The sequence below is a fragment of the Roseomonas sp. 18066 genome (assembly GCF_902706185.1).
Taxonomy (GTDB): Bacteria; Pseudomonadota; Alphaproteobacteria; order Acetobacterales; family Acetobacteraceae; genus Pseudoroseomonas.
On sequence record NZ_CACSJM010000085.1, the window covers coordinates 1 to 26,434 of the forward strand.

Consider the following 26,434-nt stretch of genomic DNA (forward strand, 5'->3'; position numbering starts at 1 on the left):
GGGTGGCCGGGGTGCCGGCCAGCCCTTCGGGCGCGCTGGGCGCCGGGGTAGGATCGATCCCGACGCCGGCTTTCAAGCGCGCCCCCGGCTCAGCGGCGGCCGCCGGCGAGCTCGGCGGCGATGGCCGCCTCGATGTCGTCGGGCGACAGGTCCTCGAGGCCGGCGGCGTCCTGCAGCGGCTCGTCGTTCACGTCCATCACGCCGAAGATGTTCTCGTCGGTGGCGATCAGGTCGATCACCTCTTCCTCGACCGGCTCCGGCTCCGGCGCGCGCAGCAGGGACTTGATCAGGTCCTGCTCCAGCTCGCCCAGCGAGACGGTCTCGTCGGCGATCTCGCGCAGCGCCACGACCGGGTTCTTGTCGTTGTCGCGATCGACCGTCAGCTCTTCGCCGCGGCTGATGTTGCGGGCGCGCTGGGCAGCGATCAGAACCAGCTCGAAGCGGTTCGGAATCTTCAGGATGCAGTCTTCGACCGTAACGCGGGCCATGGGGCGGCCTCCAACTTCAATACCGACGGAACTGGTCAGATAGCCACCGCACCCGCGAAAGGCAAGCGCGCTGGTGGCAGGCGGCCCCGGCGCAGCCCAGGGTCAGAGCGCCAGCATGGCCGCCCCGGGCAGCGACTCCAGCAGCGCCTCGACGCTTTGGCCCCGCGCCGGATGGATCCAGCCGGGGGCCAGCTCGGCCAGCGGCTGCAGCACGAAGCGGCGCAGATGGGCGCGCGGATGCGGCAGGATCGGGTCGGGGTGGTCGCGCACCGTGTCGCCCATGGCGATGATGTCGAGGTCGAGGCTGCGCGGCGCATTGGGAAAGGGCCGCTCGCGGCCGGCGGCCTGCTCGATCGCCTGCAGCGCTTCCAGCAGCGCCTCGGGCGTCAGCGTCCCTTCGCAGCGGACCAGGCCGTTGACGTACCAGGGCGCGCCCGGCATCGGCGGGTCGGGCGCGGTCTGCCACCAGCGGGAGACGGCGACCAGCCGCAGCCCGGGGATGGCGGCGATGGCCTGGACGGCGGCATCGCAGCTGGCGCGCGGGGCGCGGCCGTCGGTGCCGGGCAGGTTGGCGCCGAGCGCGACCAGGATCATGAGCCAGAAAAATCCGGCGCGGTCTTCAGCGCCTCCGGCGTGTCGAAGTCGCGCAGCACGGCGTCGTCGCCCATCTCCACCTCGACCACCCGCTCGGCATGGCGGGCGGCGAGATGCCGGGCGCCGACATCGCCGGTCAGGGCGAGCATCTCGGGGATGAATTCGCGGGCCCAGAGCATCGGATTGCCCTGCTTGCCGCGGAAGGTCGGCATGACGATGGCGCGGCCTTCCTCGGGGTCGAAGGCGGCCAGCATCCGGTCCAGCATGGCCCCCGTCACCAGCGGCATGTCGCCCAGGCAGACCAGGACGCCCTCGGCCTCCGGCGGCAGCGCGGCGAGGCCCGCCTTCAGCGAGGCCGACAGCCCCTCGGCGTAATCCTCCGCCTCGGCGAAGATGACGCCGCGGCCCTGCAGGGCTTCTTCCACCCGCGCGCGCTCATGGCCGGTGACGACGACCACCGGGCGGGCGCGGCTGTCCAGCACATGGGCGACGACGCGGGAGACCATGGCGCGGCCCTCGCGATCCTCGACCAGCAGCTTGTTCAGCGGCGCCATGCGGCGGGACCGGCCGGCGGCCAGCACCAGCGCCGCCACCTGGCGCGGCCGGCGCGGCGCCTTGCCGGGGCCAGGGGCGTTGCGCGGCGCGGCCTCGCGCGGCAGCGGGCGCAGCTCGATCTCCTTCAGCAGGCCGCCGACGCCCATGCCGGCGACCTCGCGGCTGCCGACGGGCAGGCCCGCGAAAAGGCGCTGCAGCACCCAGTCGAAGCCGTTCAGCTTCGGGCTGCGGGCGCAGCCGGGCAGGACGAGCGCCGGGGTGGTGCCGATCCGGCCCAGGCAGATCAGGTTGCCGGGATCGACCGGCATGCCGAAATGGACGATCCGCCCGCCGGCGCGGACGATCGCCGCCGGCCCGGCATCGCGGCGGTCGACCACGGCCGAGGCGCCGGCGACCAGCAGCAGCTCGGCGCCGGCCTTCTGCAGCCGGGCCAGGGCCTCGGCGATGGCGGCCTCGTCATGGCGGCAGCGCTCGGGCGGCAGCATGGTGCCGGTGAGGCCCACGACGCGCTCGGTGGTGGCCTCGACGGCCCCCTCCATGATGCTTTCCTTCAGGCCCGGCAGCTCGCTCAGCACCAGGCCCACCTTCAGCGGGCGGAAGGGATGCACGCGCAGCGCGGTGCCGCCGCGAATCACCGCTTCCGCCACCTGCAGCACCAGCCCCGGCACGGCGAAGGGGATGACCTTGACGGTGGCCAGCATCTCGCGGGCTGTGACGGGGGTGTAGTTCGGCAGCGTCGCCAGGGTGACGCTTTCGTCCAGCGCGTTCAGCCGGTCGACCAGCGCCGCATCGACCACCAGCAGCCCGGCGGAATCCGCCAGAATGTTGACCCGGCCGGTGGCGGCGCGGGAACGGGCCAGGAGCGGGGCCAGCAGCGCCTCGCCCAGCCGGTGGGCGGCCTCGTTCTCGGGGACGTCGCCGGGCTCCAGGCGGGCGGCGATGACCTCGCGCTTGCCGGCCTCGCGCAGCGCCGCGATCGCCTCGGCATCCAGCACCGTGCCCTTCTTCAGCACGCGGCCGGGCAGGCGCTGGGTATGCGCCAGCACCGCGCCCTGGGCGTCGTCCAGCCGGGTCGGGCCGAAGATCATTTTTCTTCCAGTGCAGGCGCGGGCGCGCGCTTCGCCAGCGCCGCGCCGCGCCGGGCGGCGACCACCTCGGCCATGACGGACAGCGCGATCTCAGGCGCGGTGACGGCGCCGATGGCCAGGCCCACCGGGGCGGCGATGCGGGCGCATTCGGCCTCGGTCAGCCCGGCCTCGGCCAGGCGGGCCAGGCGCTTGGCATGGGTCTTCCGGCTGCCCAGCGCGCCGATATAGAAGGCCGGGCTGCGCAGCGCGACCTCGAGGGCGGGGTCGTCCAGCTTGGGGTCGTGGGTCAGGGTGACGATGGCGGTGCGGGTGTCGGGGGCCAGGCGCGCCATGGCCTCGTCCGGCCAGTCATCGACCAGGGTGACGCGGCCGCTGAACCTTTCTTCCGTGGCGAAGGCGCGGCGCGGGTCGACCACGGTCACCGCGTAACCAAGGCCGGCGGCCATCGGCACCAGCGCCTGGGCAACATGCACGGCGCCGACCACGATCAGCCGCAGCGGCGGGTTGTGCGGCTGGATGAACCATTCCTGCCCTTCGACGGAGAGGTTCCGCGCGGCGTCGGCGGCGAGCGCCGCGGCGGCCGCCTCGGCCAGGGCGGGCGGCAGGGTGTCATCCGGAAAAAGCAGCTGGGCGCCGTCGGGCAGGCTGGTCAGCAGCGCGACCGGGCGGCCCTCGGCGCGGGCGGCCTGCAGCCGGGCAAAGGTCTCGGCCTTCATGCCAGCTTCTCCACGAAGACCTTCAGCTTGCCGCCGCAGGCCAGGCCCACTTCCCAGGCGCGCTCGTCGCTGATGCCGAAGTCCAGCAGCTGCGGCGCGCCGCTGGCCATGGTCTTCTGGGCGACCTCGGCCACGGCGCCTTCGATGCAGCCGCCGGAGACGCTGCCGGCCAGCTTGCCGGAGGCGGTGACCGCCAGCTGCGATCCGGCCGGGCGCGGGGAGGACCCCCAGGTCTCGACGACCGTCGCCAGCGCCACGGTCTCGCCCTCCGCCATCCAGCCGGCGACAGTGGAAAAAATATCGTCCTGGTCGCTCATGCACCCGATCCTTTGAAAGGGCGCGGCGGGGCGGCCGAGAGGCTGGCCACCAGCGCGCGCAGGCTGTCGATGTTGTGGACCGGCCGGTGCTCATGCACCAGGGGCAGCATGGTCCGCACCCCCTGCGGCCGCGGCTGGAAGCCGGAGAAGCGCAGCAGCGGGTTCAGCCAGATCAGCCGGCGGCAGGAATGGCGCAGCCGGTCGGTGGCCGCAGCCAGGCGCGCCAGGTCCTCGGCATCGCCCCGCTCCAGCCCGTCGGTGATCAGCAGCACGACGGCCCCCTGGCCCAGCACCCGCCGGCCCCATTCCCGGTTGAACCGGTCCAGCGCCGCGCCGATCCGGGTGCCGCCCGACCAGTCGGGCACGATCTGGCCGACCATCTGGAAGGCGACCTCGGCATCGCGGTGGCGCAGCTGCCGGCTGATATTGGTGAGCCGGGTGCCGAAGAGAAAGGTGGTGACCCGCTCGCGGTCATTGGCGACGGCATGCAGGAAGGTCAGCAGCACCTGGGCATAGCGCCCCATGCTGCCCGAGATGTCGCAGAGCGCCACCAGCGGCGGCGGCCGCTCGACCCGATCGGCATGGCACAGGGCGACGATGTCGCCGCCCTGGCGCAGGCTGGCGCGCAGCGTCGCGCGCAGGTCGGCGCGGCGGCCGGCGGGGTCGGGGCGGAAGCGCCGGGTCGGCCGGGCATCCAGCGGCAGGGCGAGGCGGCGGATTTCCTGGCGCGCGGCGGCCAGCTGCGCCGCGTCCATCGCCTCGAAATCCATTTTTTTCAGCGCCTCGCCAGCGCTGACGCTCAGGCTGGCGTCGATTCTTTTCTCGGCTTCCGGCGGGGGCGGCGGCGGGGGCGCCATGCCGCCCAGGGCTTCCGCCAGCCGCCGCGCGCCGGCGCCCGGCTTGCTGTCGGACGCTTCCTCGTCGTCGCCCGCCAGGTCCGGGTTGGACGGCGCCCGCCACCACAGCCCGAAGGCATGGTCGAACAGGAAGAAAAACTCGGCGCGGTGGACCAGGGTGGCGCGCAGGGCGGCCTGCACCTGGGCGCGGTCGCCGAGCTCGATGCGGGTCAGCGCCTCGGCGCCGGCCAGCAGCTCGGCCGGGCCCACCGGCACGCCGGCGCGGCGCAGCAGCCGGGCGAAGCCCAGCAGGTTGGCGGCGAGCCGGCCGCCCTCCGCCCGCGCGTCCATCAGGGGGCGTCCATCAGAAGGGCAGGGCCGCGGCGGGGGCCTGCTTCACCGCCTCGACCAGGCGCGCGGCCTCGGCGCCGCGCAGCTTGGCGATGTCGTCCTGGTATTTCAGCAGGGCGCCCAGGGTCTCGTCGACCAGCACCGGCTCCAGCTCGGTGGCGTCCAGCGAGGACAGGGCGGCGGCCCAGTCCAGCGTCTCGGCCACGCCCGGGAACTTGAAGAAGTCGCCGCCGCGCACCTGCTGGACGAAATCCACCACCTGGGCCGACAGCGCCGCCGGCAGGCCAGGCATCCGCTGCGCCAGGATGGCGCGTTCCCGCGCCGCGTCGGGGTAGTCGACCCATTGGTAGAGGCAGCGCCGGCGGATGGCGTCATGCACCTCCCGCGTGCGGTTGCTGGTCAGCACCACGATCGGCGGGGTCTCGGCGCGGATGGTGCCGAGCTCCGGGATCGACAGCTGGAAGTCGGCCAGGATTTCGAGAAGAAACGCCTCGAAAGGCTCGTCGGCGCGGTCGAGCTCGTCGATCAGCAGCACTGAAGGCGGGCCGGACAGCGCTGCCAGCAGCGGCCGCTCCTGCAGGAAGCGGCGGTCGTAGATGCCGGCCTCGCTGGAGGCCTCGCCGCCGGCTTCCGCCAAGCGGATCGCCATCAGCTGGCGGGCATGGTTCCACTCATAGGCCGCGGCCGAGAGGTCCAGCCCGTCATAGCATTGCAGCCGCACCAGCCGGCGGCCGAGGCCGCCCGCCAGCACCTTGGCGATCTCGGTCTTGCCGGTGCCGGGCTCGCCCTCGAGGAAGAGCGGCCGGCCCATCGACAGCGCCAGGAAGACCGTGGTGGCCAGCGCCCGGTCCGCGACATAGCCGCCGGCCGCCAGCAGCCGCTCGGTCTCGGCAACCGAGCTCGGGAAGGGGCCGGCCACGCCTCAGCCCAGCACGAAGAGCAGGAACAGCACCACCATGAAGATCGCCGAACCGCCCCAGAACAGCAGCGGCAGGCCGAAGAGCTCCGAGGGCACCAGGGCCAGGATCGAGATCGGCGCGGCGGCGGGCAGCGGCGCGCGGACTGGCGGCGGCGGCGCTGCGACCGGGGTGGCCATGACCGGGGTGGCCATGACCGGGGTGGCCGGCGCCAGGTCGGAGCCGGCCGCCGCGATCGGCGCCGCTGCCACCGGGGCCGCGGCCACCGGCACCGCCACGGTGGCGGCGAAGCGGTCGAAGAACTGGTCGGCCATCTGCTTGGCGGTGCTGTCGATCAGCCGGGCGCCGAGCTGCGCCATCTTGCCGCCGACCTGGGCCTTGACCTGATACTTCAGGATGGTGGCGGAGGGCCCGTCCTCCTCCAGCGCCACGTCGGCGCCGCCCTTGGCGAAGCCCATGGCGCCGCCATTGCCCTCGCCCGAGATGGTGTAGCCGGCGGGAGCGTTGATGTTGGACAGCTGCACCTTGCCGGTGAACTTGGCCGCCATCGGGCCGATCTTCAGCCCGACGCGCGCCTGGAAGGCGTCCTCCGCCGTGCGGTCGACCGATTCGCAGCCGGGGATCGAGGCGCGCAGCACCTCGGGGTCGTTCAGACCTTCCCAGACGGTCTGGCGGGGCGCCTCGATGCGCCGTTCACCCGTCATTTCCATCACCTGATCTCCCCGAAATGCAGTCCCGCGTCCTGGGGGGAAGCTAAGGCGCCCGGGCGGCTTGGGGAAGGGCGGGGCTGCCCGCGATGGCGCCCCTGGTGTAGGTCAGGGTCGGTTTTGACAGCGACGGGGGTGGCGATGCGGGGATGGATGGCGGCGGCGGCGATGTTTTTGGTGCCTGGCGCGGCCCTGGCGGCGGTGCCGGGGGCGGCGCCGGGCCTGGCCTGGGGCCTGCCTTTCGCCGGGCTGCTGCTGTCGATCGCGCTGCTGCCGCTGCTGGCGCCCCGGCTGTGGCACCACCATGACGGCAAGGTCGCGGCGCTCTGGGCGGCGCTGTTCCTCGTCCCCTTCGCGCTGACCGCCGGGCCGGGGGCGGCCTTCGACGGGCTGGCCCATGTCATGCTGGGCGAATACCTGCCCTTCATCACCCTGCTGCTGGCGCTCTACGTCACCGGCGGCGGCGTGGTGCTGCAGGGGCGGCTGCCGGGCACGCCGGCGGCCAATCTGGGCCTGCTGGCGCTGGGCACGGCGCTGGCCAGCATCATGGGCACCACCGGCGCCTGCATGCTGCTGATCCGCCCGCTGCTGCGCGCCAATGCCGGGCGCCGGCGCCAGGTGCATATCGTCGTCTTCTTCATCTTCCTGGTCGGCAATGTCGGCGGCGCGCTGAGCCCGCTGGGCGACCCGCCGCTCTATCTCGGCTTCCTGCAGGGGGTTTCCTTCTTCTGGCCGCTGCGGCATCTGCTGCTGCCGGTGCTGTTCATCGCCGGCCTGCTCCTGGTCGCCTTCTACCTGCTGGATTCCTGGCACTACCGGCGGGAAGCCGCGCCCGCCATGCCACCGGCGGCGCCGCAGCGGCTGGGGCTGCGCGGCACGGTCAACCTGGCGCTGATCGGCGGCGTGGTGGCCACCGTGCTGATGCAGGGGATCTGGCAGCCGGGGGCGGTGGCGGTGCTCGGCCAGGCGGTGGGCGCCGAGCGGCTGCTGGCCATGGCGCTGTTCCTTGCCATCGCCGCCGCCTCGATGGCGCTGACGCCGCGGGCGCTGCGGGTCGAGAATGATTTTTCGTGGGGCGCCATGCTGGAGGTGGCGCGGCTCTTCGCCGCCATCTTCGTCACCATGGCGCCGGTGCTGGCCATGCTGCAGGCCGGCACGGCGGGGCCGATGGCGGGGCTGGTGGCGCTGACCTCCGACCCTGGCGGCGCGCCGATCCCCTGGGTCTATTTCTGGCTGACCGGCGGGTTGTCGAGCTTCCTCGACAATGCGCCGACCTACCTGGTCTTCTTCAACCTGGCCGGGGGCGACGCCGCCCGGCTGATGGCCGAGGGCGCCCCGGTGCTGGCGGCGATCTCGGCCGGCGCGGTCTTCATGGGCGCCAATTCGTATATCGGCAATGCGCCCAACTTCATGGTCAAGGCCATTGCCGAGGCGCAGGGTGTGAAGATGCCGGCCTTCTTCGGCTACCTTGGCTGGGCGCTGGTCTTCCTGGTGCCGGTCTTCGCCCTGGCCACGCTGATCTTCTTCGTCTGAACGAAACAGGGAAAAAACGTCCAATGCCCTATGTCATCGCCGACGACCTGCCCGAGGCCCCCGCCGGCCAGCGCTTCCGCGCCCTGCTGGAGCGGCCGCGGATCCTGCGCATGCCCGGCGCGCATCTGGGCATCGCGGCGCTGCTGGCCAAGCAGGCGGGGTTCGAGGCGCTCTACATGTCGGGCGCCGCCATGTCGGCCACCATGGGGCTGCCCGACCTCGGCATGATCACGGTGGACGACGTCGCCTGGCATATCCGCCAGGTCGCCCGCGCCAGCGCCCTGCCGGTGCTGGTCGATGGCGACACCGGCTATGGCGAGGCGCTGAACGTCATGCACATGGTGCGCAGCTTCGAGGAGGCCGGCGCCGCCGCGGTGCATCTGGAAGACCAGCTGCTGCCGAAGAAATGCGGCCATTTGAACGACAAGAAGCTGGCCGACGCGCATGACATGGCCGCCAAGGTCGCCGCCGCCCGCAAGGCGCGCCGCCACCTGTACCTGATCGCCCGCACCGATGCGGCGGCGAGCGAAGGCATGGACGGCGCCGTGGCGCGGGCCAAGCTGTATCTCGAGGCCGGCGCCGACGCGATCTTCCCGGAAGCGCTGACCACGAAAGAGATGTTCGTCGAATTCGCCCGCCGCATGCCGGGGGTGAAGCTGCTGGCCAACATGACCGAGTTCGGCCGCACGCCCTTCTTCACCGCGGAGGAATTCGAGGCCATGGGCTATTCCATGGTGATCTGGCCGGTCAGCCATCTGCGCGTCGCGGCGCGCGCGATGGAGGAGCTCTACGGCGCCATCAAATCCGATGGCGGCACCCACAACATGCTGCCGCGCATGCAGACCCGGGCGCAGCTCTACGAGACCATCCGCTATCACGAGTACGAGGCGCTCGACAGCACGCTGGTCAAGACGGTGGTGCCGAGCGGGATGCCGCAGGACGCCTAAGCGCCTGAGGGGCGGGGGCTCGATCCCCCCGCCCGAACAGAAACCTATTCGGCGGCTTCCTCGACCGAGACGGTCTCGATCGGGCCGATGGTCACGGTGCCGACGCTGCCGCCGCCGCTGTCGCCGACATGGCCCGCGGCCCAGCCGCCCAGCATCAGCGCCCCCATGCTGCCGCCCGGGGTGCCGGCCATGTCGAAGGCATTCTCATAGTAATAGCCGATCATCGCCGCCTGGAAGGCGTCCTGCTCCGGGCTTTCCACCGGATCGGGCATCGGGACCAGGTCGTTTCCCCAGAAACCCTCGGCGTTCCAGACGGTGATGTTGTCGCCGCTGTCTCCATCCAGCATGGATTTTCCTTCCTTGTCTCGTTCGTGGACCCGGTTGTTCTGTCCCGCAGGGGCGTGCCGCGTCCAATAGCGATGGTTTGAACTTCGGAAAACTTTTCCGGAGCCGCGGCGATGCTGGCGCTTCAACCGCCGGGCACGGGAATTTGCGCCGGGCTTGCGGTCGTTGCGGGGCGGTGACAGCCTCTGGCGCGAAACGTGCAAGCACCCGGGGCCCATGACGCCTGCGCTGGAGGTCATCGACCTCGCCATCACCTTCCGCACCGACCGTGGCCCGTTCAGGGCGGTGCAGGGCGTGTCCTTCGCGGTCGACCCCGGCCGGACGCTGGCCATCGTCGGCGAGAGCGGCTGCGGCAAGTCGGCCACCAGCCTGGCCATCATGGGCCTGCTGCCCGACAGCGCCCGCATAACCGGCAGCATCCGCCTGGCGGGCCAGGAGATCGCCGAGCTGCCGCCCGAGCCGCGCCGCCGCCTGCGCGGCCCGGCCATGGCGATGATCTTCCAGGAGCCGATGACCAGCCTGAACCCGGCCTTCACCGCCGGCGAGCAGGTGGCCGAGGCGCTGCGCCTGCATCGCGGGTTGAGCCGCGGCAAGGCCGCCGCCGCCGCCGTGGCCGCCCTGGAGCAGGTGCATATCCCCGAGCCCGGCCGCCGCGCCGCGCAATACCCGCACCAGCTGTCGGGCGGCATGCGGCAGCGGGTGATGATCGCCATCGCCCTGGCCTGCCGGCCCAGGCTGCTGATCGCCGACGAGCCGACCACCGCCCTCGACGTCACCGTCCAGGCGCAGATCCTTTCCCTCCTCGCCGAGCTGAAGCGGGAGACGGGGACGGCCACCGTCCTGATCACCCATGACCTGGGCGTGGTCGCCGACCAGGCCGACGAGGTCGTCGTCATGTATGCCGGCCAGGTGGTGGAGCGCGCGCCCGCTGCCCGGCTCTTCGCCAACCCCGAGCATCCCTACACCGTCGGCCTGCTCGGCGCGGCGCCGCGGCTGACCGGCGGGCGCGGCCGGCTTGCCAGCATCGAGGGCACCGTGCCCGATCTGATGGCACCGCCGGGCGGCTGCCGCTTCGCCGCCCGCTGCCCCTTCGCCGTCACCCTCTGCCACCTGACGCCGCCGCCCTTGCGCACCCTGGCCCCCGGCCACCAGGCGGCCTGCCACCGCGCGCCGCTCTCGGCCATCCTGGGAGAGGCGGCATGACCGATGTCAGGACGGGGCCGATCCTCGAGCTGTCCAACCTGAAGAAGCATTTCCCGGTGCGCGACGCGCTGGGCCGGAAGCGCGGTGCCGTGCATGCGGTGGATGGCGTCGACCTGACCATCCGCCCCGGCGAGGTGCTGGCCGTCGTCGGCGAAAGCGGCTGCGGCAAGTCGACGCTGGGCCGGCTGATGCTGGGCCTGATCGAGCCCGATGCCGGCGAGGTCCGCTTCCGCGGCGACACCCTCGGGAAACTGTCGGCCAAGGCGCTGCGGGCGCGGCGCCGCGACATGCAGCTGATCTTCCAGGACCCCTATGCCAGCCTGGACCCGCGCATGACGGTGGAGCAGGCGGTGGCCGAGCCGCTGATCCTGCACCGCACCGTCCCCCGCGCGGAAATTCCCGCCCGTGTCGCCTCGCTGCTGCAGCGCGTCGGGCTGCGGCCGGAGCTGGCGGGGCGCTGGCCGCATGAATTCTCCGGCGGGCAGCGGCAGCGGGTCGCCATCGCCCGCGCCCTGGCCTCGGGTCCCGCGCTGGTGGTGGGCGACGAGCCGGTCTCGGCGCTCGACGTCTCGGTCCAGGCCCAGGTGATCAACCTGCTGCAGGGGTTGATCCGCGAGCTCGGCCTGACCTTCGTGCTGATCAGCCACGACCTGGCCGTGGTCCGCCATGTCGCCGACCGCGTCGCCGTCATGTATCTCGGCCGCATCGTCGAGGCCGGCCCCGCGGCCGAGGTTTTTTCCAATCCGCGCCACCCATACACGCGGGCGCTGCTGGCGGCGGTGCCGGGGCAGGGGCGTCCGGCCGCCCCGCTGGCCGGCGACATGCCGAGCCCGATCGACCCGCCCGCCGGTTGCCGCTTCCACACCCGCTGCCCGCATGCGGTCGACCGCTGCCGGGCCGAGACGCCCGCGCTGCCCGTGGCGCTGCATGCCGCCGCCTGCCACCTGCAGGACAGCCTGCCGCCCGCCATCCCGCCCGTCGAGGCCTCGCCCGGCGGGGCGCGGCTGCAGCGGCTGCAAGCCTTCTTCAACCCCGATACCCAGGCCGCCAGGCCGCATGCCGGAGCATCCCGATGAGCCGACCTTTCCTTGCCGCCCTGGCGCTCGGCCTAAGCTTTGTTTCAGGGGGCCTGATCTCAGGCGGCGTGGCCACCGCTCAGCCCGCCTCGCAGCTGCGCATCGGGCTGCGCGAAGACCCCGACATCATGGACCCGACGCTGGCCCGCACCTTCGTCGGCCGCATCGTCTTCGCCAGCCTTTGCGACAAGCTGTTCGACATCAACGAGAAGCTGGAGATCGTCCCCCAGCTGGCCACCGGCTATTCCTGGGAAGACCCGAAGACGCTGCGCATCACGCTGCGCCCCGGCGTGAAGTTCCATGACGGCGAGCCGATGGATGCGGAGGCCGTGCGCTATTCGCTCAACCGGCATCTCACCATGCAGGGCAGCTTCCGCCGCAGCGAGATCGGCACCATCGACGCCATCGAGGTGGTCGACCCGCTGACGGTCCGCATCCGCCTCAAGACGCCCTCCTCGCCCTTCGTCTCGCAGCTGACCGACCGCGCCGGCATGATCGTCAGCCCGAAGGCCGCCGAGGCGGCGGGGCGTGAGTTCGGCGCCCGCCCGATCTGCGCCGGCCCGTACCGCTTCGTCGAGCGCGTCGCGCAGGACCGCATCGTCGTCGAGAAATTCGCCGACTACTGGGATGCCGGGCGCATCCACATCAACCGCATCAGCTACCTGCCGATCCCCGACAGCTCGGTCCGCGTCGCCAACCTGCAATCCGGCGCGCTGGACATCGTCGAGATCGCGCCCTCCGACCTGCCGGCGGTCAAGTCGAACCGCCGCCTGCGCACCGCCCTGCGCGAGGACCTCGGCTACCAGAGCATCATCTACAATGTCGGCAACGGGCCGCGCGCCGACACGCCCTTCGGCCGCGATCCCCGGGTGCGCACCGCCTTCGAGCTCGCCATCGACCGCGACGCGCTGAACCAGGTGGTCTTCGAGGGGCTGATGGTCCCCACCGCCCAGCCCGTCCCCCCCGGCAGCCCCTTCCACGACCCGAGCTACAAGCCCGAGCCGCGCGACGTCGCCCGCGCCCAGGCGCTGCTGAAGCAGGCCGGCGTCACCCTGCCGGTGGTGGTCGAGATGACCGTGCCGACCAACCCCGAGCTGCGCCAGGCGGCCGAGGTGATCCAGGCCATGGTCAAGGAGGCCGGCTTCGAGCTGCGCATCGCCACCATGGAATTTGCTTCCTCCTTGCAGGCGGCGCAGCGCGGCGAGTTCCAGACGTATCTGTCGGCCTGGTCCGGCCGGCCCGACCCCGACGGCAACACCTGGGCCTTCCTGCACAGCCGCGGCGCGCAGAATGACGGCAAGTCGGCCAACCCGGAGGTCGACCGCCTGCTCGACGCCGCCCGCGAGGAGACCGACACGGCGAAGCGCCGCGCCCTCTACGCCCAGGTCTGGGCCATCGCGCTGCGCCAGGACCGCGTCCGCGCCTATCTCTGGCACCGCGAGATCATCATGGGCTACGCCGCCCGCGTGACCGATTTTTCCCTGCTGCCCGACGGCATCATCCGCCCCCAGGGCATCCGGCTGAACTGACGGAACGAACAGAAAAATGGGTATCTGGCTGCTGCGGCGGCTGGGGCAGATCGTCCCCACCCTGCTGATCCTCTCGGTGCTGATCTTCGGCCTGCAGCAGCTGATGCCCGGCGACCCCGCGCTGATCCTGGCCGGCGAGGAGCGCGGCGACCCCCAGGTGCTGGCCGAGATCCGCGCCGAGCTGATGCTCGACCGGCCGCTCTGGCAGCAATACCTGGCCTGGCTCGGCCGCGTGCTGACCGGCGATTTCGGCTTCTCCTGGCGCATCCGCATGCCGGTGGCGCAGCTGATCCTGGAGAAGCTGCCGGTCACCCTGCAGCTCGGCCTGATGGCCTTCGTCATCGCCGTGCTGATCGGCGTGCCGCTCGGCATTGTCTCCGCCGTCTGGAAGGACAAGCCGGTCGACTGGGCCGCCAACGGGGTGGCGCTCGCCGGCATCTCCACGCCGAACTTCTGGCTCGGCATCATGCTGATCCTGCTGTTCAGCGTGCAGCTCGGCTGGCTGCCGCCCTCGGGCTATGTCTCGATCTTCGAGGACCCCTGGCAGTCACTGGCCACCACCATCATGCCGGCCTTCGTGCTGGGCAATTCCATCGCCGGCGTGCTGATGCGCCACACCCGCGCCGCCATGCTGACCGCGCTCAGCCAGGACTATGTCCGCACCGCCCGCGCCAAGGGCCTCACCGAGCGCATGGTCGTGGTCAAGCACGCGCTGCGCAACGCGCTGATCCCGGTGGTGACGCTCGGCACCATCGAGCTCGGCCGCCTGCTGGCCGGCGCCGTGCTGACCGAGCAGATCTTCACCATCCCGGGCTTCGGCAAGCTGATCGTCGACGCCGTCTTCAACCGCGACTACCCGGTGGTGCAGGGCGTGGTCATGGCCACCGCCCTGATCTTCGTCCTGCTCTCGCTGCTGGCCGACCTGCTCTACATGGCGATCAACCCGCGGCTGAGGGCGCCATGAGCTCCACCCTCGAGAAGCTGCGCCAGGCCGCGGCACCCCCGCCCGAGCCGCCGCCGCCGAAAGTGGCGCCCAGGCCCGAGCGCGACAGCCCCGGCCGCCGCGCCCTGCGCCGCTTCGCCCGCCACCGCCTGGCCATGCTCGGCCTGGTCATCGTCACCCTCTTCGTGGTCGTGGCCCTGCTGGCGCCGCTGGTCGCCCCCTACGACCCCATCGCCACCTCCTGGGCCCGCATCCGGAAAGCGCCTTCCGGCGCCTTCTGGTTCGGCACCGACGAGAATGGCCGCGACATCCTCTCCCGCGTCATCTGGGGGGCGCGCGCCTCGCTGATGGCAGGCGTGGTCTCGGTGGTCGCCGCGGTCGGGCTCGGCGTGCCCTTCGGCCTCTGGGCGGGCCTGGCCGGCGGCTGGGTCGACGCGGTGATCAGCCGGGTGGCCGACGCCATGCTCTCGGTGCCCTTCCTGATCCTGGCCATCGCGCTCGCCGCCTTCCTGGGCCCGGCGCTCGAGAACGCCATGCTGGCCATCGCCATCTCGGCGACGCCCATCTTCGTCCGCCTGGCCCGCGGCATGGCCCTCGAGGCCAAAGCGACCGACTGGGTCGAGGCCGCCCGCGCCCTCGGCAACCCGCCCTGGCGCACCGCGCTCCGTCACGTCCTGCCCAACATCGTCCCGCCGCTGCTGGTGCAAGGCACGCTCGCCATCGCCGAGGCCATCATCGCCGAGGCCTCGCTCTCCTTCCTCGGCCTCGGCCAGCAGCCGCCTTCGCCCTCCTGGGGGTCGATGCTCAACGCGGCCCAGCGCTTCCTCACCCAGGCACCCTGGATGGCCATCTATCCGGGGCTCGCCATCTTCCTCGTGGTGCTCGCCTTCAACCTCGTCGGCGACGGGCTGAGGGACGCGCTCGATCCCAGGAGCGACAAGAACAAGTAAGGCCAGGGGAAGGAATTCCCCTGGACCCCATCTTTTTTCTGACTCTTAAAAGCACCGAATAAACTTGCGCGGCACGACCTCAGGGCCAAACTTTACCCCATGCGCGCAGCAGCCCTCGCCATCCTCCTGCTCACCGCCGCCCCCATGGCGCTGGCCCAGCCCGCGCCCTCGGCCGACGCCCGCCGCACCGAGCTCAACCGCCTGCTCGACGCCCTGCCTGCCGCCCCCGACGAGACCGCCGCCTCCGCCCTCGAAGCCCGCATCCGTGGCCTCTGGTCCCAGGGCGCCTCGCCGGCGGTGCTGCTGCTGCTCCGCCGCGGCGCCCGCAACATGGAAAGCGAAGCCCCGGCCGACGCGGTGGAAGACTTCGACGCGGCCCTGACCCTGCAGCCCGACCACGCCGAATCCTGGCTGCTGCGCGCCCAGGCCCAGGCCGCCACCGGCGACATGCAGGCGGCGCTGCGCGACCTGCGCCAGGTCCTGGTGCTGGAGCCGCGCCATTTCGGCGCGCTCGCCGTGCTCTCCGCCTTCCAGGAGCAGCTCGGCGACAACGAAGGCGCGCTCCGCTCGATGCAGGAAGCGGTGACCATCCACCCCCGCATGTCCGGCGCCGCCGAGCGCCTGAAGCGCCTCAACACCAAGGTCACCGGCGAGGACGCCTGATCCGGGCGAGCCGCACAGCCTTCGAGACGCGGCGCAAAGCACCTGGTCATCGGTTTCGGCTAGGCTGAGGCTCAAAGGAGTTCCACCATGGTCATGGAAGAAGTCTGGCGCCTGGCCGCCCTGCTGCGCGAAACTGAAGGCGCCCCCGCCGCGCTCGGCCTCGACCTGGCCCAGGCCAGCGATGTCGAGGAGGTCAGCGCCATCCTGGCCCGCCACGGCTATCCCCCATCGGTCGAGAAGCCGCTGACCGATGCCGAGCTGGATGGCGTGTCTGGCGGCATGGACCCCGCGATGGCCGCCGCGCTGGAAGCCATCCAGGCGGCAATGCAGGCCGCGATGGACAACATGCACTCGATCACCACCTCGATGGCGGGCCGGGTCTGATCCTGCTTGCGGCATCGTGACCCGGCCGCGGTTGCCGGGGCGGGCGCCCTGCCTATCCTGCCGGGCGCATGACCGAGACCGCCCTCGCCAGCCTGCCCACGCCCCCCGAGGCCCTGACCCGGGACCTCGACTGGCTCACCGCCCTGCCGCCGGCCCTCGAGCGCGGCGACCCGGAGCAGCCCCGCCTGCCGCCTGACGGCGCGCTGGGCATCTTCCTCGGCGCCCGGGTCCTGCTGCGCGGCGGCCGCGGCGCCGAGGCCTGGGACTGGATCGAAGCCGCCATCGAGGCCTATGCCCGCGCCCATCCCGCGGGCCATCGCCACTACGTCTGGAGCTCGGCGCTCGGTGACGCGCTGGGCGCCTATAACAACCTGCGCCTGGTGGTGGTCGAGGCGCTCATCGCCGCGCAACGCTGGCCCGAGGCCGCCCAGGCCATGGCCGACCTCTCCACCGCCGCACTGCGCCACGACAGCCCGTCGCATCTGGACCCGGCGCTGCTGCGGGACCATCCGCTCGGCCCGCTCTGGCACGACGCGGCCTGGCAGGCGGCGCAGCTGCGACAGCTCTGCGCCCCCGGCCGGCTGGACCCGCGCAAATCCACCACCTGGTCGCTCCGCGCCGATTTTCTGATCGTCGCCCTGAAGACAGGGGCCACCGGGGAGGCGCGCGCCTTCGTCGAACGCCACGCCGAGGAAGCCTGGCCGGTCGAGGATCGCAGCCATTACGGCTTCAATGCCCTTTGCGTCCTGGCCTCCACCGCGCCCGCGGAACAGGCGGTGGCGGCGGCGCGCGAGCTGATCCGCCGCGGGTATGACCTGCTCTGGCGCTTCAACCGCGAGGCGGTCGAGCAGATGCCCTGGACCAGGGCCACCGGCCAGCTCGACTGGCTGGCGCCGCTGGAGGATGCGCCCGGCTTCGCGGCCTTGCGCGCCGCCCAGCTCGGCCCGGTGCCGCCGGCGGGCAAGACTCCGCATCCCGGCCCCTTCAAGTCGGTCTGGCAGGACACGCTGGGTGGCAAGACGCGCAAGCGCTGCGCCCTGTCGCGCCGGCTGATCGCGCCCGGCGAGCCGGTGATCCGCTTCCGCCTGTTCCACGAGCATCTCCAGGACACGCCGGCCATCGCCGCGCTGGAGGCGTTCGAGGCCTCCGATCTCGCCCCCTGGCGCGACCGGCACCGGGCCGATGGCTATGCCGCCGCCGATTTCGCCCGGCCGCGGCACCGTGGCGCGCGCGCCGCGCTGGATGCGCCCGCCGCCGCCGCCTTCCTGTTCGATCTCGGCGAGGGCGGCGGCTTCGACGTCGATGCCTTCCTCGCTTGCATCACCGAGGCCCCGGTGAACCCGATGCGTTTCCACTGGCTGCAGGGCAGGGCGCAGCGCCTGGCCGAGCCGCCGGACGGCTTCTGCTGCAACGACGCCCATGCCGGCGACTATGTGACGCTGACCTGGATGATGCTGCGGTCAGGGCATCAGGAGACAATCCTCGACCGGTTGCGCGGCTGGCCGGCCGAGCGCGCCGATCCGGTGATGGCCATGCTCTCCACCTTCGACCGTCCTGCGCTGCGCGCGGCGGCGGCGGCGCATTTCGGCATCGCGGATTTGCCCGAGGTGCTGTCGCTGATCTTCCAGAGCCGGCAGGGGCTGGAGGATGTGCTGCGCATCTCGGCTTTCGGGCGCGACCAGCCGCGCTTCGCGGCGGCCATGGCCGCGGCGATGGCGCGGTGGAACCTGCACCTCTATTCGAACAGCCATCCGCAGGTGGACTGGTTCCTGCAGGATCTCGAGCACTACACGGTCGCCCATGGCACGCGGCTGACCTGGCTGTTCATCGAGGCGCCGGCGCGGCTGCCGGTGCTGGCGCGGATGCTGCAGACAGGCTGGCTGCCGACCGGCGTCGGCTCGGGCGGCTATGACGGCTACAGCAACACCAGCCATGCGCTGCACCGCGCCGCGGTGATGAACCGGGCGCTGCTGGCGCCGGACGGTGTCGCCTATTGGCTGGAGACCGAGTGGATCACCCGTCTGCTCCATGCGCCGGCCCTGCGCGAGGCGCAGCGGCAGGTGGCGGCCCTGGCGAAACGTCGGGAGTAAGCCGAGCCAGCCGCCATCGGCGGCTGACCCTGACAGAAAGACTTACTTGACCGCGGCGACCCGCAGCGCGTTCGTCGTCCCCGGCGTGCCGAAAGGCACGCCCGCGGTCACGACGATCTCGTCCCCCGGCTGGGCGAAGCCTTCCGCCTGGGTGGCGCGCACCGCCTTGGCGACCATGTCGGTCATCGAATGCGGCTCGGCCGAGACCAGCGGGTGGACGCCCCAGACCACGGCCATGCGGCGGGCGGTGGCCTCGCTGCTGGTCAGGCCCAGGATCGGCGAGGCCGGGCGTTCCCGCGCCACGCGCAGCGTGGTCGAGCCGGTGGAGGTGAAGGTGGCGATCGCCTCCGCCTCGATGGTCTCGGCCACCTGGCGGGCGGCGGCGGCGATGGCGCCGGCGGAGTTCTTCTCCGGCGCGGGCCGGGCGGCGTCGGTGATCTGGCGCCAGCCGGCATCCTGCTCCACGCGGGACAGGATGCGGTCCATCATGTTGACCGCCTCGAAGGGGAACTGGCCGGCGGCCGATTCCGCCGAGAGCATCACCGCATCGGCGCCATCGAAGACGGCGGTGGCGACATCCGAGGCCTCGGCGCGGGTCGGCGCCGGGGCGGAGATCATGCTCTCCAGCATCTGCGTGGCGACGACGACCGGCAGGCCGCGGGCGCGCGCCTCGCGGACGATGCGCTTCTGGATCAGCGGCACTTCCTCGGGCGGGCATTCGACGCCGAGATCGCCGCGCGCCACCATGACGCAGTCGGTCAGGTCCAGGATGCCTTCCAGGTTCTCGACCGCCTGCGGCTTCTCCATCTTCACCATGACCCAGGCGCGGCCATCGGCGATGGCCTTGGCCTCGGCCACGTCCTCGGGGCGCTGCACGAAGGACAGGCCGATATATTCGATACCCAGCGGCAGCACGAAATCGAGGTCGGCGCGGTCCTTCTCGGTCAGCGCCGGGATCGCCAGCGCCACGTCGGGAACGTTCACACCCTTGCGGTCGGACAGCGCGCCGCCGACCAGGATCTCGGTCTCCAGGTGGTCGTCGCGCTTGTGCACCACGCGCAGCCGCAGCTTGCCGTCGTCGAGCAGCAGCGTGGTGCCGATGCGCGCGGCCTCCATGATCTCCGCATGCGGCAGCTGCACGCGGCGGACATCTCCGGGCGTCGCGCTCATGTCGAGGCGGAAGCGCTGGCCGGTCTGCAGCTGCACCCGCCCGCCCTGGAAGCGGCCGACGCGCAGCTTCGGGCCCTGCACATCGGCCAGGATGCCGATCGGGCGGCCGACCTTCTTCTCCAGCTCGCGGATCATGACGATGCGCGCGGCATGGTCCTCATGGCTGCCATGGCTGAAGTTCAGGCGGAAGACATCGGCGCCGCCGCGATACAGGCGCTCGATCACCTCGGGCGTGGAGCTGGCCGGGCCGAGGGTGGCCACGATTTTGGTGCGGCGGTGGCGGCGGAGCGGGATGCGCGGGGCCAAGGTGTCTTCCTTCAGTCTGCAATTCAATGCCCCGAGAGGTGGGGCCAGGCGTCAGGCGATCAATATCGCCCGGAAATCATTCACATTCGTCAGCGTCGGACCGGTCACGATGCAGTCACCCAGGCGATCGAACAAGCTCTGGCTGTCATGGCTGGCCAGCATGGCACGCGGGTCGAGCCCGAGCTGCCGCGCCCGGGCCAGGCTGTCGGGGCCGAGCAGCGCGCCGGCATTGGCCTCCGACCCATCGATCCCGTCGGTGTCGCCCATCAGCGCCCAGATTTTTTCGGCGAGCTCCGGCGCGGTCGCTGCGGCCAGCGCCAGGCCGAGCAGGCATTCGGTGTTGCGCCCGCCGCGCCCCGGCTTCTGCCCGGCGCGGATGGTCACCGTGGTCTCGCCGCCGGACAGCAGCACCGCGGGGCCCGCGACCGGCTGGCCATGCGCGCGCACGCTGCGGGCGATGCCGGCCAGCGCGGTGCCGAGCACCGAGGCCTCGCCCTCCAGCGCGTCGCCCAGCAGCAGCGGCGTCAGGCCGAGCTTGCGGGCCTCGGCGGCGGCGGCCTCGAGGGCCAGCTGCGGCGTCGCGATCATGCGGTATTCGGCCCGCGCCAGCCGCGCGTCGCCGGGCTTCGGCGTCTCCTCGGCGGCGGCCTGTAGATGCGCGGCCACGGCCGGCGGCAGGTCGATGCCGTAATGCGCGACCAGGGCGCGCGCCTCGGCGAAGCTCGACGGGTCGGGCACGGTGGGGCCGGAGGCGATCACGGTCGGGTCGTCGCCCGGCACGTCGGAAATGGCCAGCGTCACCACCCGCGCCGGATGCGCCGCCGCCGCCAGCCGCCCGCCCTTGATCGCCGACAGATGGCGGCGGAGGCAGTTCATCTCCTGGATGGTGGCGCCCGAGGCCAGCAGCGCGCGGTTCACCGCCTGCTTGTCGGCCAGCGTCAGCCCTGACGCCGGCAGCGCCATCAGCGCCGAGCCGCCGCCCGAGATCAGCGCCAGCACCAGGTCGCGCTCCGTCAGCCCTTCGACCGCGGCCAGCACGCGCGCGGCGGCGGCCTCGCCGGCGGCGTCCGGCACCGGATGCGAGGCCTCGACCACCTCGATGCGCCGCGTCGGCACCGCATGGCCATAGCGGGTGATCACCAGCCCCGACAGCCTCTGGTCCGGCCAGGCGTCCTCGACGGCGGCGGCCATGACGGCGGCCGACTTGCCGGCGCCGACGACGACGATGCGGCCATCCTTCGGCGGTTCCGGCAGATGGCTGGCCAGGATGGCGCGCGGATCGGCCGCCCGGATCGCCGTGTCGAACAGGCGCCGCAGCGCGTCGCGGGCAGTGGCGTCGGTCCAGGACATGGGGCGGCTTTTCCTCCGGCGGTCGGAACCATTCTGGCCCGGCCGGCTTCCGCCGGCCAGGGGGGGTCATCGGGGAGGCGCCGTCGGGCGCCCCCCATTCCTCGGGCCGATCACCCCAGCCGCCGCGCCACCGCCGCCGGGTCCTGCATCACCAGCGCCGAATAATCGTCCATCAGCGCCGTGGTGATCCGCCCCGGCGTGAAGGCCAGGTCGCCGATAGCGCGCACCGGCGTCACCTCCGCCGCCGTGCCGGTGACGAAGACCTCGCTGGCGCGGGCGATCTCCTCGGGCGCGATCATCCGCTCCACGACAGGAATCTGCTGCTGCTTCGCCAGCGCCATCACCGTCTGCCGCGTGATGCCGTTGAGGAAGCCGTCCGGCTCCGGCGTGTGCAGCGCGCCGTCCATGACGAAGAAGATATTGGCGCCCGTCGCCTCGGCCACGGCGCCGCGATGGTCGAGCATCAGCGCGTCGTCGAAGCCTTCCGCCTCCGCCTTGTGCTTGGACAGCGTGCCGATGGTGTAGAGGCTGCCCGCCTTGGCCTGGGTCGGCGCGCTCTGCGGCGAGGGCCGGCGCCATTCGGCATGCCCCAGCCGGATGCCCTTCATCCGCGCATCGCCGAAAAGATTCGGCCAGGCCCAGCAGGCAATGGCGAGGTGTGTCGTCGTGTTCTGCGCCGACACCGCCAGCATCTCCGTCCCGCGCCAGGCCAGCGGCCGCAGATAGGCATCCGTCAGCCCGTTCGCCGCCATCACCGCCACGCAGGCGGCGTCGATCTCCTCCGCGCTCCAGGGCATCGCCATGCCCAGGAAGCCGGCCGAGGCGATCAGCCGCTCGGTATGCGCCCGCAGCCGGAAGATATTTCCGCCATAGGCCCGTTCGCCCTCGAAGACGCTGCTGGCATAATGCAGCCCGTGGGTCAAAACGTGCAGCTTCGCTTCCCGCCAGGGCAGCATCTGCCCGTCCATCCAGATCCAGCCGTCGCGGTCGTCGAAAGGAGCCAGCGCCATGTGTGCCATCCTTCAAAGGGGTTCCACGAAATTTTGTTTCGTGGGATAGCCAGACCGTAAAACTTTCAACGAAGAAACGTCAATGACGCTGACCCAAAAGGGAAGCATGCCAGCCATGTCCGAAGCCCCGGAGTCCAAGCCCGTCGGCGCCGGCCGCCAGCTCCTCTTCCTGCGCGAGGAGGAGCTGCGCCTCGCCCAGGACCTGCTGTTCTTCGGCTATCGCGACTTCACCGCCGGCCCCGACGCCATCCTGGCCGAGCTCGGCATGGGCCGCGCCCATCACCGGGTGCTGCATTTCGTCGGCCGCCGGCCGGGGATCACGGTGGGCGACCTGCTCTCCATCCTCGGCATCACCAAGCAGTCGCTCGGCCGCGTGCTGACGCCGCTGGTCGAGGACGGCTATGTCACCCAGGCGCCCGGCCGCAACGACCGCCGCCAGCGCCTGCTGTCGCTGACCGAGAAAGGGGAGGCCATGGAGAAGCGGCTTTTCGAGCGGCAGCGCGAATGGGTCATGCGCGCCTATCGCGAGGCCGGCCCCGTCGCCGTCGAAGGCTTTCGGCGCGTCATGCTGGGGCTGATGGGCCCCGAGGCCCGCGCCCAGCTGGACCGCGCCCAGCCCGCCGCGACGCCCGGCGCGCCGAAGCCGCGGAGCGCCGCATGACCGGGGGCGAGCCGCATCTGCTGGTCGTCGACGACGACGCCCGCCTGCGCAACCTGCTGCAGCGCTTCCTGTCCGAGCAGGGCTTCCGCGTCACCGCCGCCGCCGACGCCGCCGCCGCGCGCCAGGCGCTGCACAGCATGGCCTTCGACCTGCTGGTGCTCGACGTCATGATGCCGGGCGAATCTGGCCTCGACCTGACCGAGGGCCTGCGCCGCGAAGGCCAGGACGTGCCGATCCTGATGCTGACCGCGGCCGGCGCCCCCGATGACCGCATCGCCGGCTTCGAGCGCGGCGCCGACGACTACCTGGCAAAGCCCTTCGACCCGCGCGAGCTGGCGCTGCGCATCCGCACCATCCTCAAGCGCAGCACGCCGGCGCTGCCGCCCAGCCTGCCGTTGGCCCCGGTCCAGCTCGGGCCACACTGGTACGACCCCGAGCGCGGCGAGCTGCGCGGCCAGGACGGCACCCACCGCCTGACCGGGGGCGAGGCGGCGCTCCTCTCGGCCCTCGCCCGCCGGGCGGGGGAGGTGCTGACCCGGGAAGAAATCGCCGCCGCCCTCGGCACGCCCGAAGCCGGCGAACGCGCGGTCGACGTCCAGGTCACCCGCCTGCGCCGCAAGATCGAGCCGGATCCGCGGGAGCCGCGCTTTCTGCAGACAGTGCGGCATCGGGGGTATGTGCTGAAGCCTGGGACATAAAGGCTGGGGGAAGAATTCCCCCAGGCCCCCATCTTCTTTTTGTCAGTTGGCCGTTTACGGCGCAGCGCCACATGAACCGGCAGGAACTCGCGGCACCCGCATGAAACCGACCCCCCAGCCCCTGCGACCCGTCCTGCGACTGCTGGCGGCACCCTTCCGCTGGCTGCTGCCGCGCGGACTGCTCGGGCGCGCGCTGCTCATCATCCTGCTGCCGCTGCTCATCCTCCAGGGCGTCGCCCTGCAGCTCTTCTACGGCGGACACCTCGACGTCATCTCCCGCCGCCTCGCCGGCGGCGTCGCCGGCGACGTCGGCATGGTCACCGAGCTCCTCACCCGCCACCCCACCGAGCACGAACGCGACTGGATCTTCCGCGAGGCGGCCTGGCGGCTGGATCTGTCGCTCGCCTTCGAGCCCGGGGCGACGATGGGCATGCCCGGCCAGCGCTCCAGCTGGATGCCGATCCTGCCGCTGGAGGACGACCTGTCCCACGCCCTGCGCGAGCGCGTCGGCCTGCCCTTCGACACCGACTGGCAGTCCGACCCGCGCAGCGTCATCATCCGCGTCCAGACCCCCGACGGCGTGCTGCATGTCGAGGCGCCGCGGAAGCGCCTCTTCTTCGGCACGCTCTATCTCTTCGTCATCTGGCTGGTCGGCACCTCGCTGCTGCTCTTCATCGTCGCCGCGCTCTTCATGAAGAACCAGGTGCGCTCGATCCGCCGCCTGGCCAGCGCGGCGGAAGCCTTCGGCCTGGGCCGCGAGCTCGGCCCGATCAAGCCCGAGGGTGCGGCCGAGGTCCGCCAGGCGGCGGCCGCCTTCAACCAGATGCAGAACCGCATCCGCCGCTTCATCAACCAGCGCACCGAGATGCTGGCCGGCATCAGCCACGACCTGCGCACGCCCTTGACCCGGCTGCGCCTCGGCCTCGCCATGCTGCCCGCTGGCGCCGAGCAGGACGCGGCCGAGATGACCGAGGACGTAGCCGAGATGGAGCGGATGATCGCTACCTACCTGGCCTTCGCCCGCGGCGAGGGGCTGGAGCAGAGCCAGCCCTCCGACCTGGTCGAGCTGGTGATGGACATGGCCCGCCGCATCCGCCGCGACGGCGCCGAGGTCAGCGTCGAGGCCCCCGACAGCCTGGTGCTGCCGCTGCGCATCGACGCGCTGCGCCGGTGCCTCGGCAATATCCTCGACAATGCCCGCCGCCATGCCCGCCGCATCGCGGTCGCGCTGACCGAAAGCCCGCGCGCCGAGGGCGGCCGCCCGGCCGGCCGCTGGGTCCATATCACCATCGACGATGACGGCCCCGGCATCCCCGGCGCCTCGCGCGAGGAGGCCTTCAAGCCCTTCACCAGCTACTCGGCCGGCGGCACTGGCCTTGGCCTCGCCATCGCCCGCGACATCGCCCGCGCCCATGGCGGCGACATCGCGCTGGAGGCCAGCCCGCTAGGAGGCTTGCGCGCGCATATCCGGCTGCCGGCCTAAGCGGCCTCGGCCAGCCGCAGCGCCTCTTCCGCCATCCGCTCGGCGGCCGCGGCCACCGCCTCGACATCGACCGACCAGGCCTGGGTCGAGGGGTTGGGCCGCACCAGGTACTGCGCATGGTGGTGGCCGCGCAGGGCGGAAATCCGCGCGAAGCAATGCCGCAGCGAGATGCCGCTCGGGATCACCGGCATCAGCTCCAGCACCCGGATGCCGCGGCGGGTGCCCAGCAGATGCGCGAGGCCGGCCCCATGGGGGGCCACCACCAGCGCCGCATCCTGCACCAGCCCGATCTTCTCGGCGGTGCTCAGGCCCATGAAAGCGATGCAATGGAAGCCGGCGCGCGACAGCCGCTCTTCCAGCGCCGCCTCGTTGCCCATCGCCCGCTTCGGCACGTCGCGGCGCGACAGGTAGAGCAGCTTGTGGCGGCTGGGCGCCGCCTGGGCCGCCAGCCGCGCGAACCCTGCCTGATAGGCGCCCCAATGCACCAGCCCGACCGTCTCGCGGCTGGCCATGTACAGCCTTTCCACCCGCAGCGCGTCGCCGACCGACCACGTCTCGGGCGCCGCACCCCGCAGCAGGGCCAGCATCGGCGCCTGATAGGCGGGCGCATTGTCGGCCAGCAGATAGGGCAGGGCGCGCGCCTCGCCCTGCAGCGTCCAGAACAGCGACGGCATCCATTCGGCGAACCAGTGGTAGAAGCCCGAGGCCTCCAGCGCGCTGACCGCCTCGGCCACCACCGGCGCATCGGCCTCGGCGGCGCGGCTGGCCGGGTCGATCGGCCGGCCGCCGCCATCCAGCACCGTGCCGTCGGCCTGCCAGACCTGGCCGCGGCGGTTGACGAAGACATCCTCGTAGAGCCGCACCCGCGGGCGGCGCGCCCGCGTCATCCGCTCGGCGAAGGCGGCCTCGTGGCCGCGGATATCGGCGAGGTCGGCGGCCGGCACCGCCTCCGGGTTCAGGATGTTTAGCGGCGTCGCCGGATGGTGGGGCACGGCGAGGGCGGGGAAGGCGAAATCGGCCACGGCCGGCGGGGTCGCCGGCCTCTGCTCGCCGATCAGCATCCGCCGCAGCGCCTCGGCGCAGGATTGCAGCGCCGGCGACTGCCGCGGCCCGCCGATCACCTTTAGCGCCATCAGGCATTTGCCGGCCAGTTCCGGCGCCTGCATCAGCGCAGGATCGGCCAGGAACACCGCCAGCCCCGCCGCCGCGCGGTCGCCGATCGCCAGCCGGCGCGCCAGCTCGATCCGCGTCACCGGCGGCAGGCTGGCGCGCAGCCCGGCGGCGATGGCGACCTGCAGCGCCGGTTCCGACCCGGTCTCCAGCGCCGCCGTCGCCAGGTGCAGGAAGCTGCGCGGGTGGATCGCCTCGGGCGCCAGGCCGGGCAGGGCGGCCATCAGCTTGTCGCGCAGCCTGACCCAGTCGCCGCGGCGCGCCAGCATGGCGGCGGCGCATCTGATTGCTGATTAGTTAAGCGGCGGCCATGGAGCGGTGCTCGACCGTCAGATGCGCCAGCTCATGCACCGG

26 protein-coding genes are annotated in these 26,434 nt (G+C 72.1%); 13 read left to right on the plus strand and 13 right to left on the minus strand.

Features of this window, described 5'->3' with window-relative positions; all coding sequences use genetic code 11:
- Positions 1-89: 89 nt before the first annotated feature.
- From rpoZ to GVN67_RS17450, 8 genes are all read right to left on the minus strand, one after another.
- Positions 90-488: a DNA-directed RNA polymerase subunit omega gene (gene rpoZ / locus GVN67_RS17415; RefSeq protein WP_159998246.1), complete on the minus strand. Its 399-nt coding sequence runs from the start codon at positions 486-488 to the stop codon at positions 90-92.
- A 102-nt stretch (positions 489-590) separates the two neighbouring features.
- Positions 591-1,082 (minus strand): 2-amino-4-hydroxy-6-hydroxymethyldihydropteridine diphosphokinase, encoded by a 492-nt coding sequence (gene folK, locus GVN67_RS17420; RefSeq protein WP_159998248.1) that lies wholly within the window; start codon positions 1,080-1,082, stop codon positions 591-593.
- Positions 1,079-2,725, minus strand: a complete 1,647-nt coding sequence (locus GVN67_RS17425) for an NTP transferase domain-containing protein (RefSeq protein ID WP_159998250.1) — start codon at positions 2,723-2,725, stop codon at positions 1,079-1,081. The genes folK and GVN67_RS17425 overlap by 4 nt, the downstream gene beginning before the upstream one ends.
- On the minus strand, positions 2,722-3,441 hold the full coding sequence (locus GVN67_RS17430) for an XdhC family protein (protein ID WP_159998252.1): 720 nt from the start codon (positions 3,439-3,441) through the stop codon (positions 2,722-2,724). Before GVN67_RS17430 ends, GVN67_RS17425 begins: the two co-directional genes overlap by 4 nt.
- Complete coding sequence (locus GVN67_RS17435) at positions 3,438-3,758, minus strand: XdhC family protein (RefSeq protein ID WP_159998254.1); 321 nt, start codon at positions 3,756-3,758, stop codon at positions 3,438-3,440. The genes GVN67_RS17430 and GVN67_RS17435 overlap by 4 nt, the downstream gene beginning before the upstream one ends.
- On the minus strand, positions 3,755-4,945 hold the full coding sequence (locus GVN67_RS17440; RefSeq protein WP_159998256.1) for a VWA domain-containing protein: 1,191 nt from the start codon (positions 4,943-4,945) through the stop codon (positions 3,755-3,757). The genes GVN67_RS17435 and GVN67_RS17440 overlap by 4 nt, the downstream gene beginning before the upstream one ends.
- Before the next feature lie 13 nt (positions 4,946-4,958).
- On the minus strand, positions 4,959-5,864 hold the full coding sequence (locus GVN67_RS17445) for a MoxR family ATPase (protein WP_159998258.1): 906 nt from the start codon (positions 5,862-5,864) through the stop codon (positions 4,959-4,961).
- A 3-nt stretch (positions 5,865-5,867) separates the two neighbouring features.
- Positions 5,868-6,572: a carbon monoxide dehydrogenase subunit G gene (locus tag GVN67_RS17450; protein ID WP_159998260.1), complete on the minus strand. Its 705-nt coding sequence runs from the start codon at positions 6,570-6,572 to the stop codon at positions 5,868-5,870.
- Between the two features lie 165 nt (positions 6,573-6,737).
- On the opposite strand from GVN67_RS17450, the gene GVN67_RS17455 reads away from it, so the two are divergent.
- Positions 6,738-8,102, plus strand: a complete 1,365-nt coding sequence (locus tag GVN67_RS17455; RefSeq protein WP_235035346.1) for a sodium:proton antiporter — start codon at positions 6,738-6,740, stop codon at positions 8,100-8,102.
- Positions 8,103-8,125: 23 nt separating this feature from the next.
- Positions 8,126-9,049, plus strand: a complete 924-nt coding sequence (gene prpB, locus GVN67_RS17460; RefSeq protein ID WP_159998264.1) for a methylisocitrate lyase — start codon at positions 8,126-8,128, stop codon at positions 9,047-9,049.
- Between the two features lie 44 nt (positions 9,050-9,093).
- Here the strand turns inward: prpB and GVN67_RS17465 are convergent, their stop codons facing one another.
- On the minus strand, positions 9,094-9,396 hold the full coding sequence (locus tag GVN67_RS17465) for a hypothetical protein (RefSeq protein WP_159998266.1): 303 nt from the start codon (positions 9,394-9,396) through the stop codon (positions 9,094-9,096).
- A gap of 214 nt (positions 9,397-9,610) precedes the next feature.
- On the opposite strand from GVN67_RS17465, the gene GVN67_RS17470 reads away from it, so the two are divergent.
- The 8 genes from GVN67_RS17470 to GVN67_RS17505 all read left to right on the plus strand — a co-directional run bounded on the left by GVN67_RS17470 (position 9,611) and on the right by GVN67_RS17505 (position 18,232).
- On the plus strand, positions 9,611-10,597 hold the full coding sequence (locus tag GVN67_RS17470) for an ABC transporter ATP-binding protein (RefSeq protein ID WP_159998268.1): 987 nt from the start codon (positions 9,611-9,613) through the stop codon (positions 10,595-10,597).
- Positions 10,594-11,673, plus strand: coding sequence for an ABC transporter ATP-binding protein (locus tag GVN67_RS17475; protein WP_159998270.1), 1,080 nt, complete (start codon positions 10,594-10,596; stop codon positions 11,671-11,673). Before GVN67_RS17470 ends, GVN67_RS17475 begins: the two co-directional genes overlap by 4 nt.
- Entirely contained in the window at positions 11,670-13,202 is a 1,533-nt protein-coding gene (locus GVN67_RS17480) for an ABC transporter substrate-binding protein (protein ID WP_159998272.1), read from the plus strand. Before GVN67_RS17475 ends, GVN67_RS17480 begins: the two co-directional genes overlap by 4 nt.
- Positions 13,203-13,218: 16 nt before the next feature.
- A complete protein-coding gene (locus GVN67_RS17485; protein ID WP_159998274.1) occupies positions 13,219-14,166 on the plus strand; it encodes an ABC transporter permease in 948 nt (315 codons plus the stop codon).
- Positions 14,163-15,095: an ABC transporter permease gene (locus GVN67_RS17490; protein WP_159998276.1), complete on the plus strand. Its 933-nt coding sequence runs from the start codon at positions 14,163-14,165 to the stop codon at positions 15,093-15,095. Before GVN67_RS17485 ends, GVN67_RS17490 begins: the two co-directional genes overlap by 4 nt.
- A 99-nt stretch (positions 15,096-15,194) precedes the next feature.
- Positions 15,195-15,758, plus strand: a complete 564-nt coding sequence (locus tag GVN67_RS17495) for a tetratricopeptide repeat protein (RefSeq protein WP_159998278.1) — start codon at positions 15,195-15,197, stop codon at positions 15,756-15,758.
- A gap of 87 nt (positions 15,759-15,845) precedes the next feature.
- Positions 15,846-16,142, plus strand: a complete 297-nt coding sequence (locus GVN67_RS17500) for a hypothetical protein (protein WP_159998280.1) — start codon at positions 15,846-15,848, stop codon at positions 16,140-16,142.
- Positions 16,143-16,210: 68 nt separating this feature from the next.
- Positions 16,211-18,232: a hypothetical protein gene (locus GVN67_RS17505; RefSeq protein WP_159998282.1), complete on the plus strand. Its 2,022-nt coding sequence runs from the start codon at positions 16,211-16,213 to the stop codon at positions 18,230-18,232.
- A gap of 42 nt (positions 18,233-18,274) precedes the next feature.
- Here GVN67_RS17505 and pyk read toward each other — a convergent pair whose 3' ends face one another.
- From pyk to GVN67_RS17520, 3 genes are all read right to left on the minus strand, one after another.
- Positions 18,275-19,708, minus strand: coding sequence for a pyruvate kinase (gene pyk, locus GVN67_RS17510; protein WP_159998284.1), 1,434 nt, complete (start codon positions 19,706-19,708; stop codon positions 18,275-18,277).
- Positions 19,709-19,759: 51 nt separating this feature from the next.
- Positions 19,760-21,058, minus strand: coding sequence for a glycerate kinase (locus GVN67_RS17515; RefSeq protein ID WP_159998287.1), 1,299 nt, complete (start codon positions 21,056-21,058; stop codon positions 19,760-19,762).
- A gap of 110 nt (positions 21,059-21,168) precedes the next feature.
- The gene (locus tag GVN67_RS17520; protein ID WP_159998289.1) at positions 21,169-22,068 is read right to left on the minus strand and encodes a branched-chain amino acid aminotransferase; all 900 of its coding nucleotides are present in this window, start codon (positions 22,066-22,068) and stop codon (positions 21,169-21,171) included.
- A gap of 115 nt (positions 22,069-22,183) precedes the next feature.
- Here GVN67_RS17520 and GVN67_RS17525 point away from each other — a divergent pair, with 115 nt between their 5' ends.
- The 3 genes from GVN67_RS17525 to GVN67_RS17535 all read left to right on the plus strand — a co-directional run bounded on the left by GVN67_RS17525 (position 22,184) and on the right by GVN67_RS17535 (position 24,910).
- On the plus strand, positions 22,184-22,729 hold the full coding sequence (locus GVN67_RS17525; RefSeq protein ID WP_159998291.1) for a MarR family winged helix-turn-helix transcriptional regulator: 546 nt from the start codon (positions 22,184-22,186) through the stop codon (positions 22,727-22,729).
- Entirely contained in the window at positions 22,726-23,427 is a 702-nt protein-coding gene (locus GVN67_RS17530; RefSeq protein WP_159998293.1) for a response regulator, read from the plus strand. The genes GVN67_RS17525 and GVN67_RS17530 overlap by 4 nt, the downstream gene beginning before the upstream one ends.
- A 100-nt stretch (positions 23,428-23,527) precedes the next feature.
- Positions 23,528-24,910 (plus strand): HAMP domain-containing sensor histidine kinase, encoded by a 1,383-nt coding sequence (locus GVN67_RS17535; RefSeq protein WP_159998295.1) that lies wholly within the window; start codon positions 23,528-23,530, stop codon positions 24,908-24,910.
- On the opposite strand, the gene GVN67_RS17540 is transcribed toward GVN67_RS17535, so the two are convergent.
- Entirely contained in the window at positions 24,907-26,349 is a 1,443-nt protein-coding gene (locus GVN67_RS17540) for a DUF563 domain-containing protein (protein WP_159998297.1), read from the minus strand. The two genes, GVN67_RS17535 and GVN67_RS17540, sit on opposite strands and share 4 nt — an antisense overlap.
- Between the last annotated feature and the right edge of the window lie 85 nt (positions 26,350-26,434).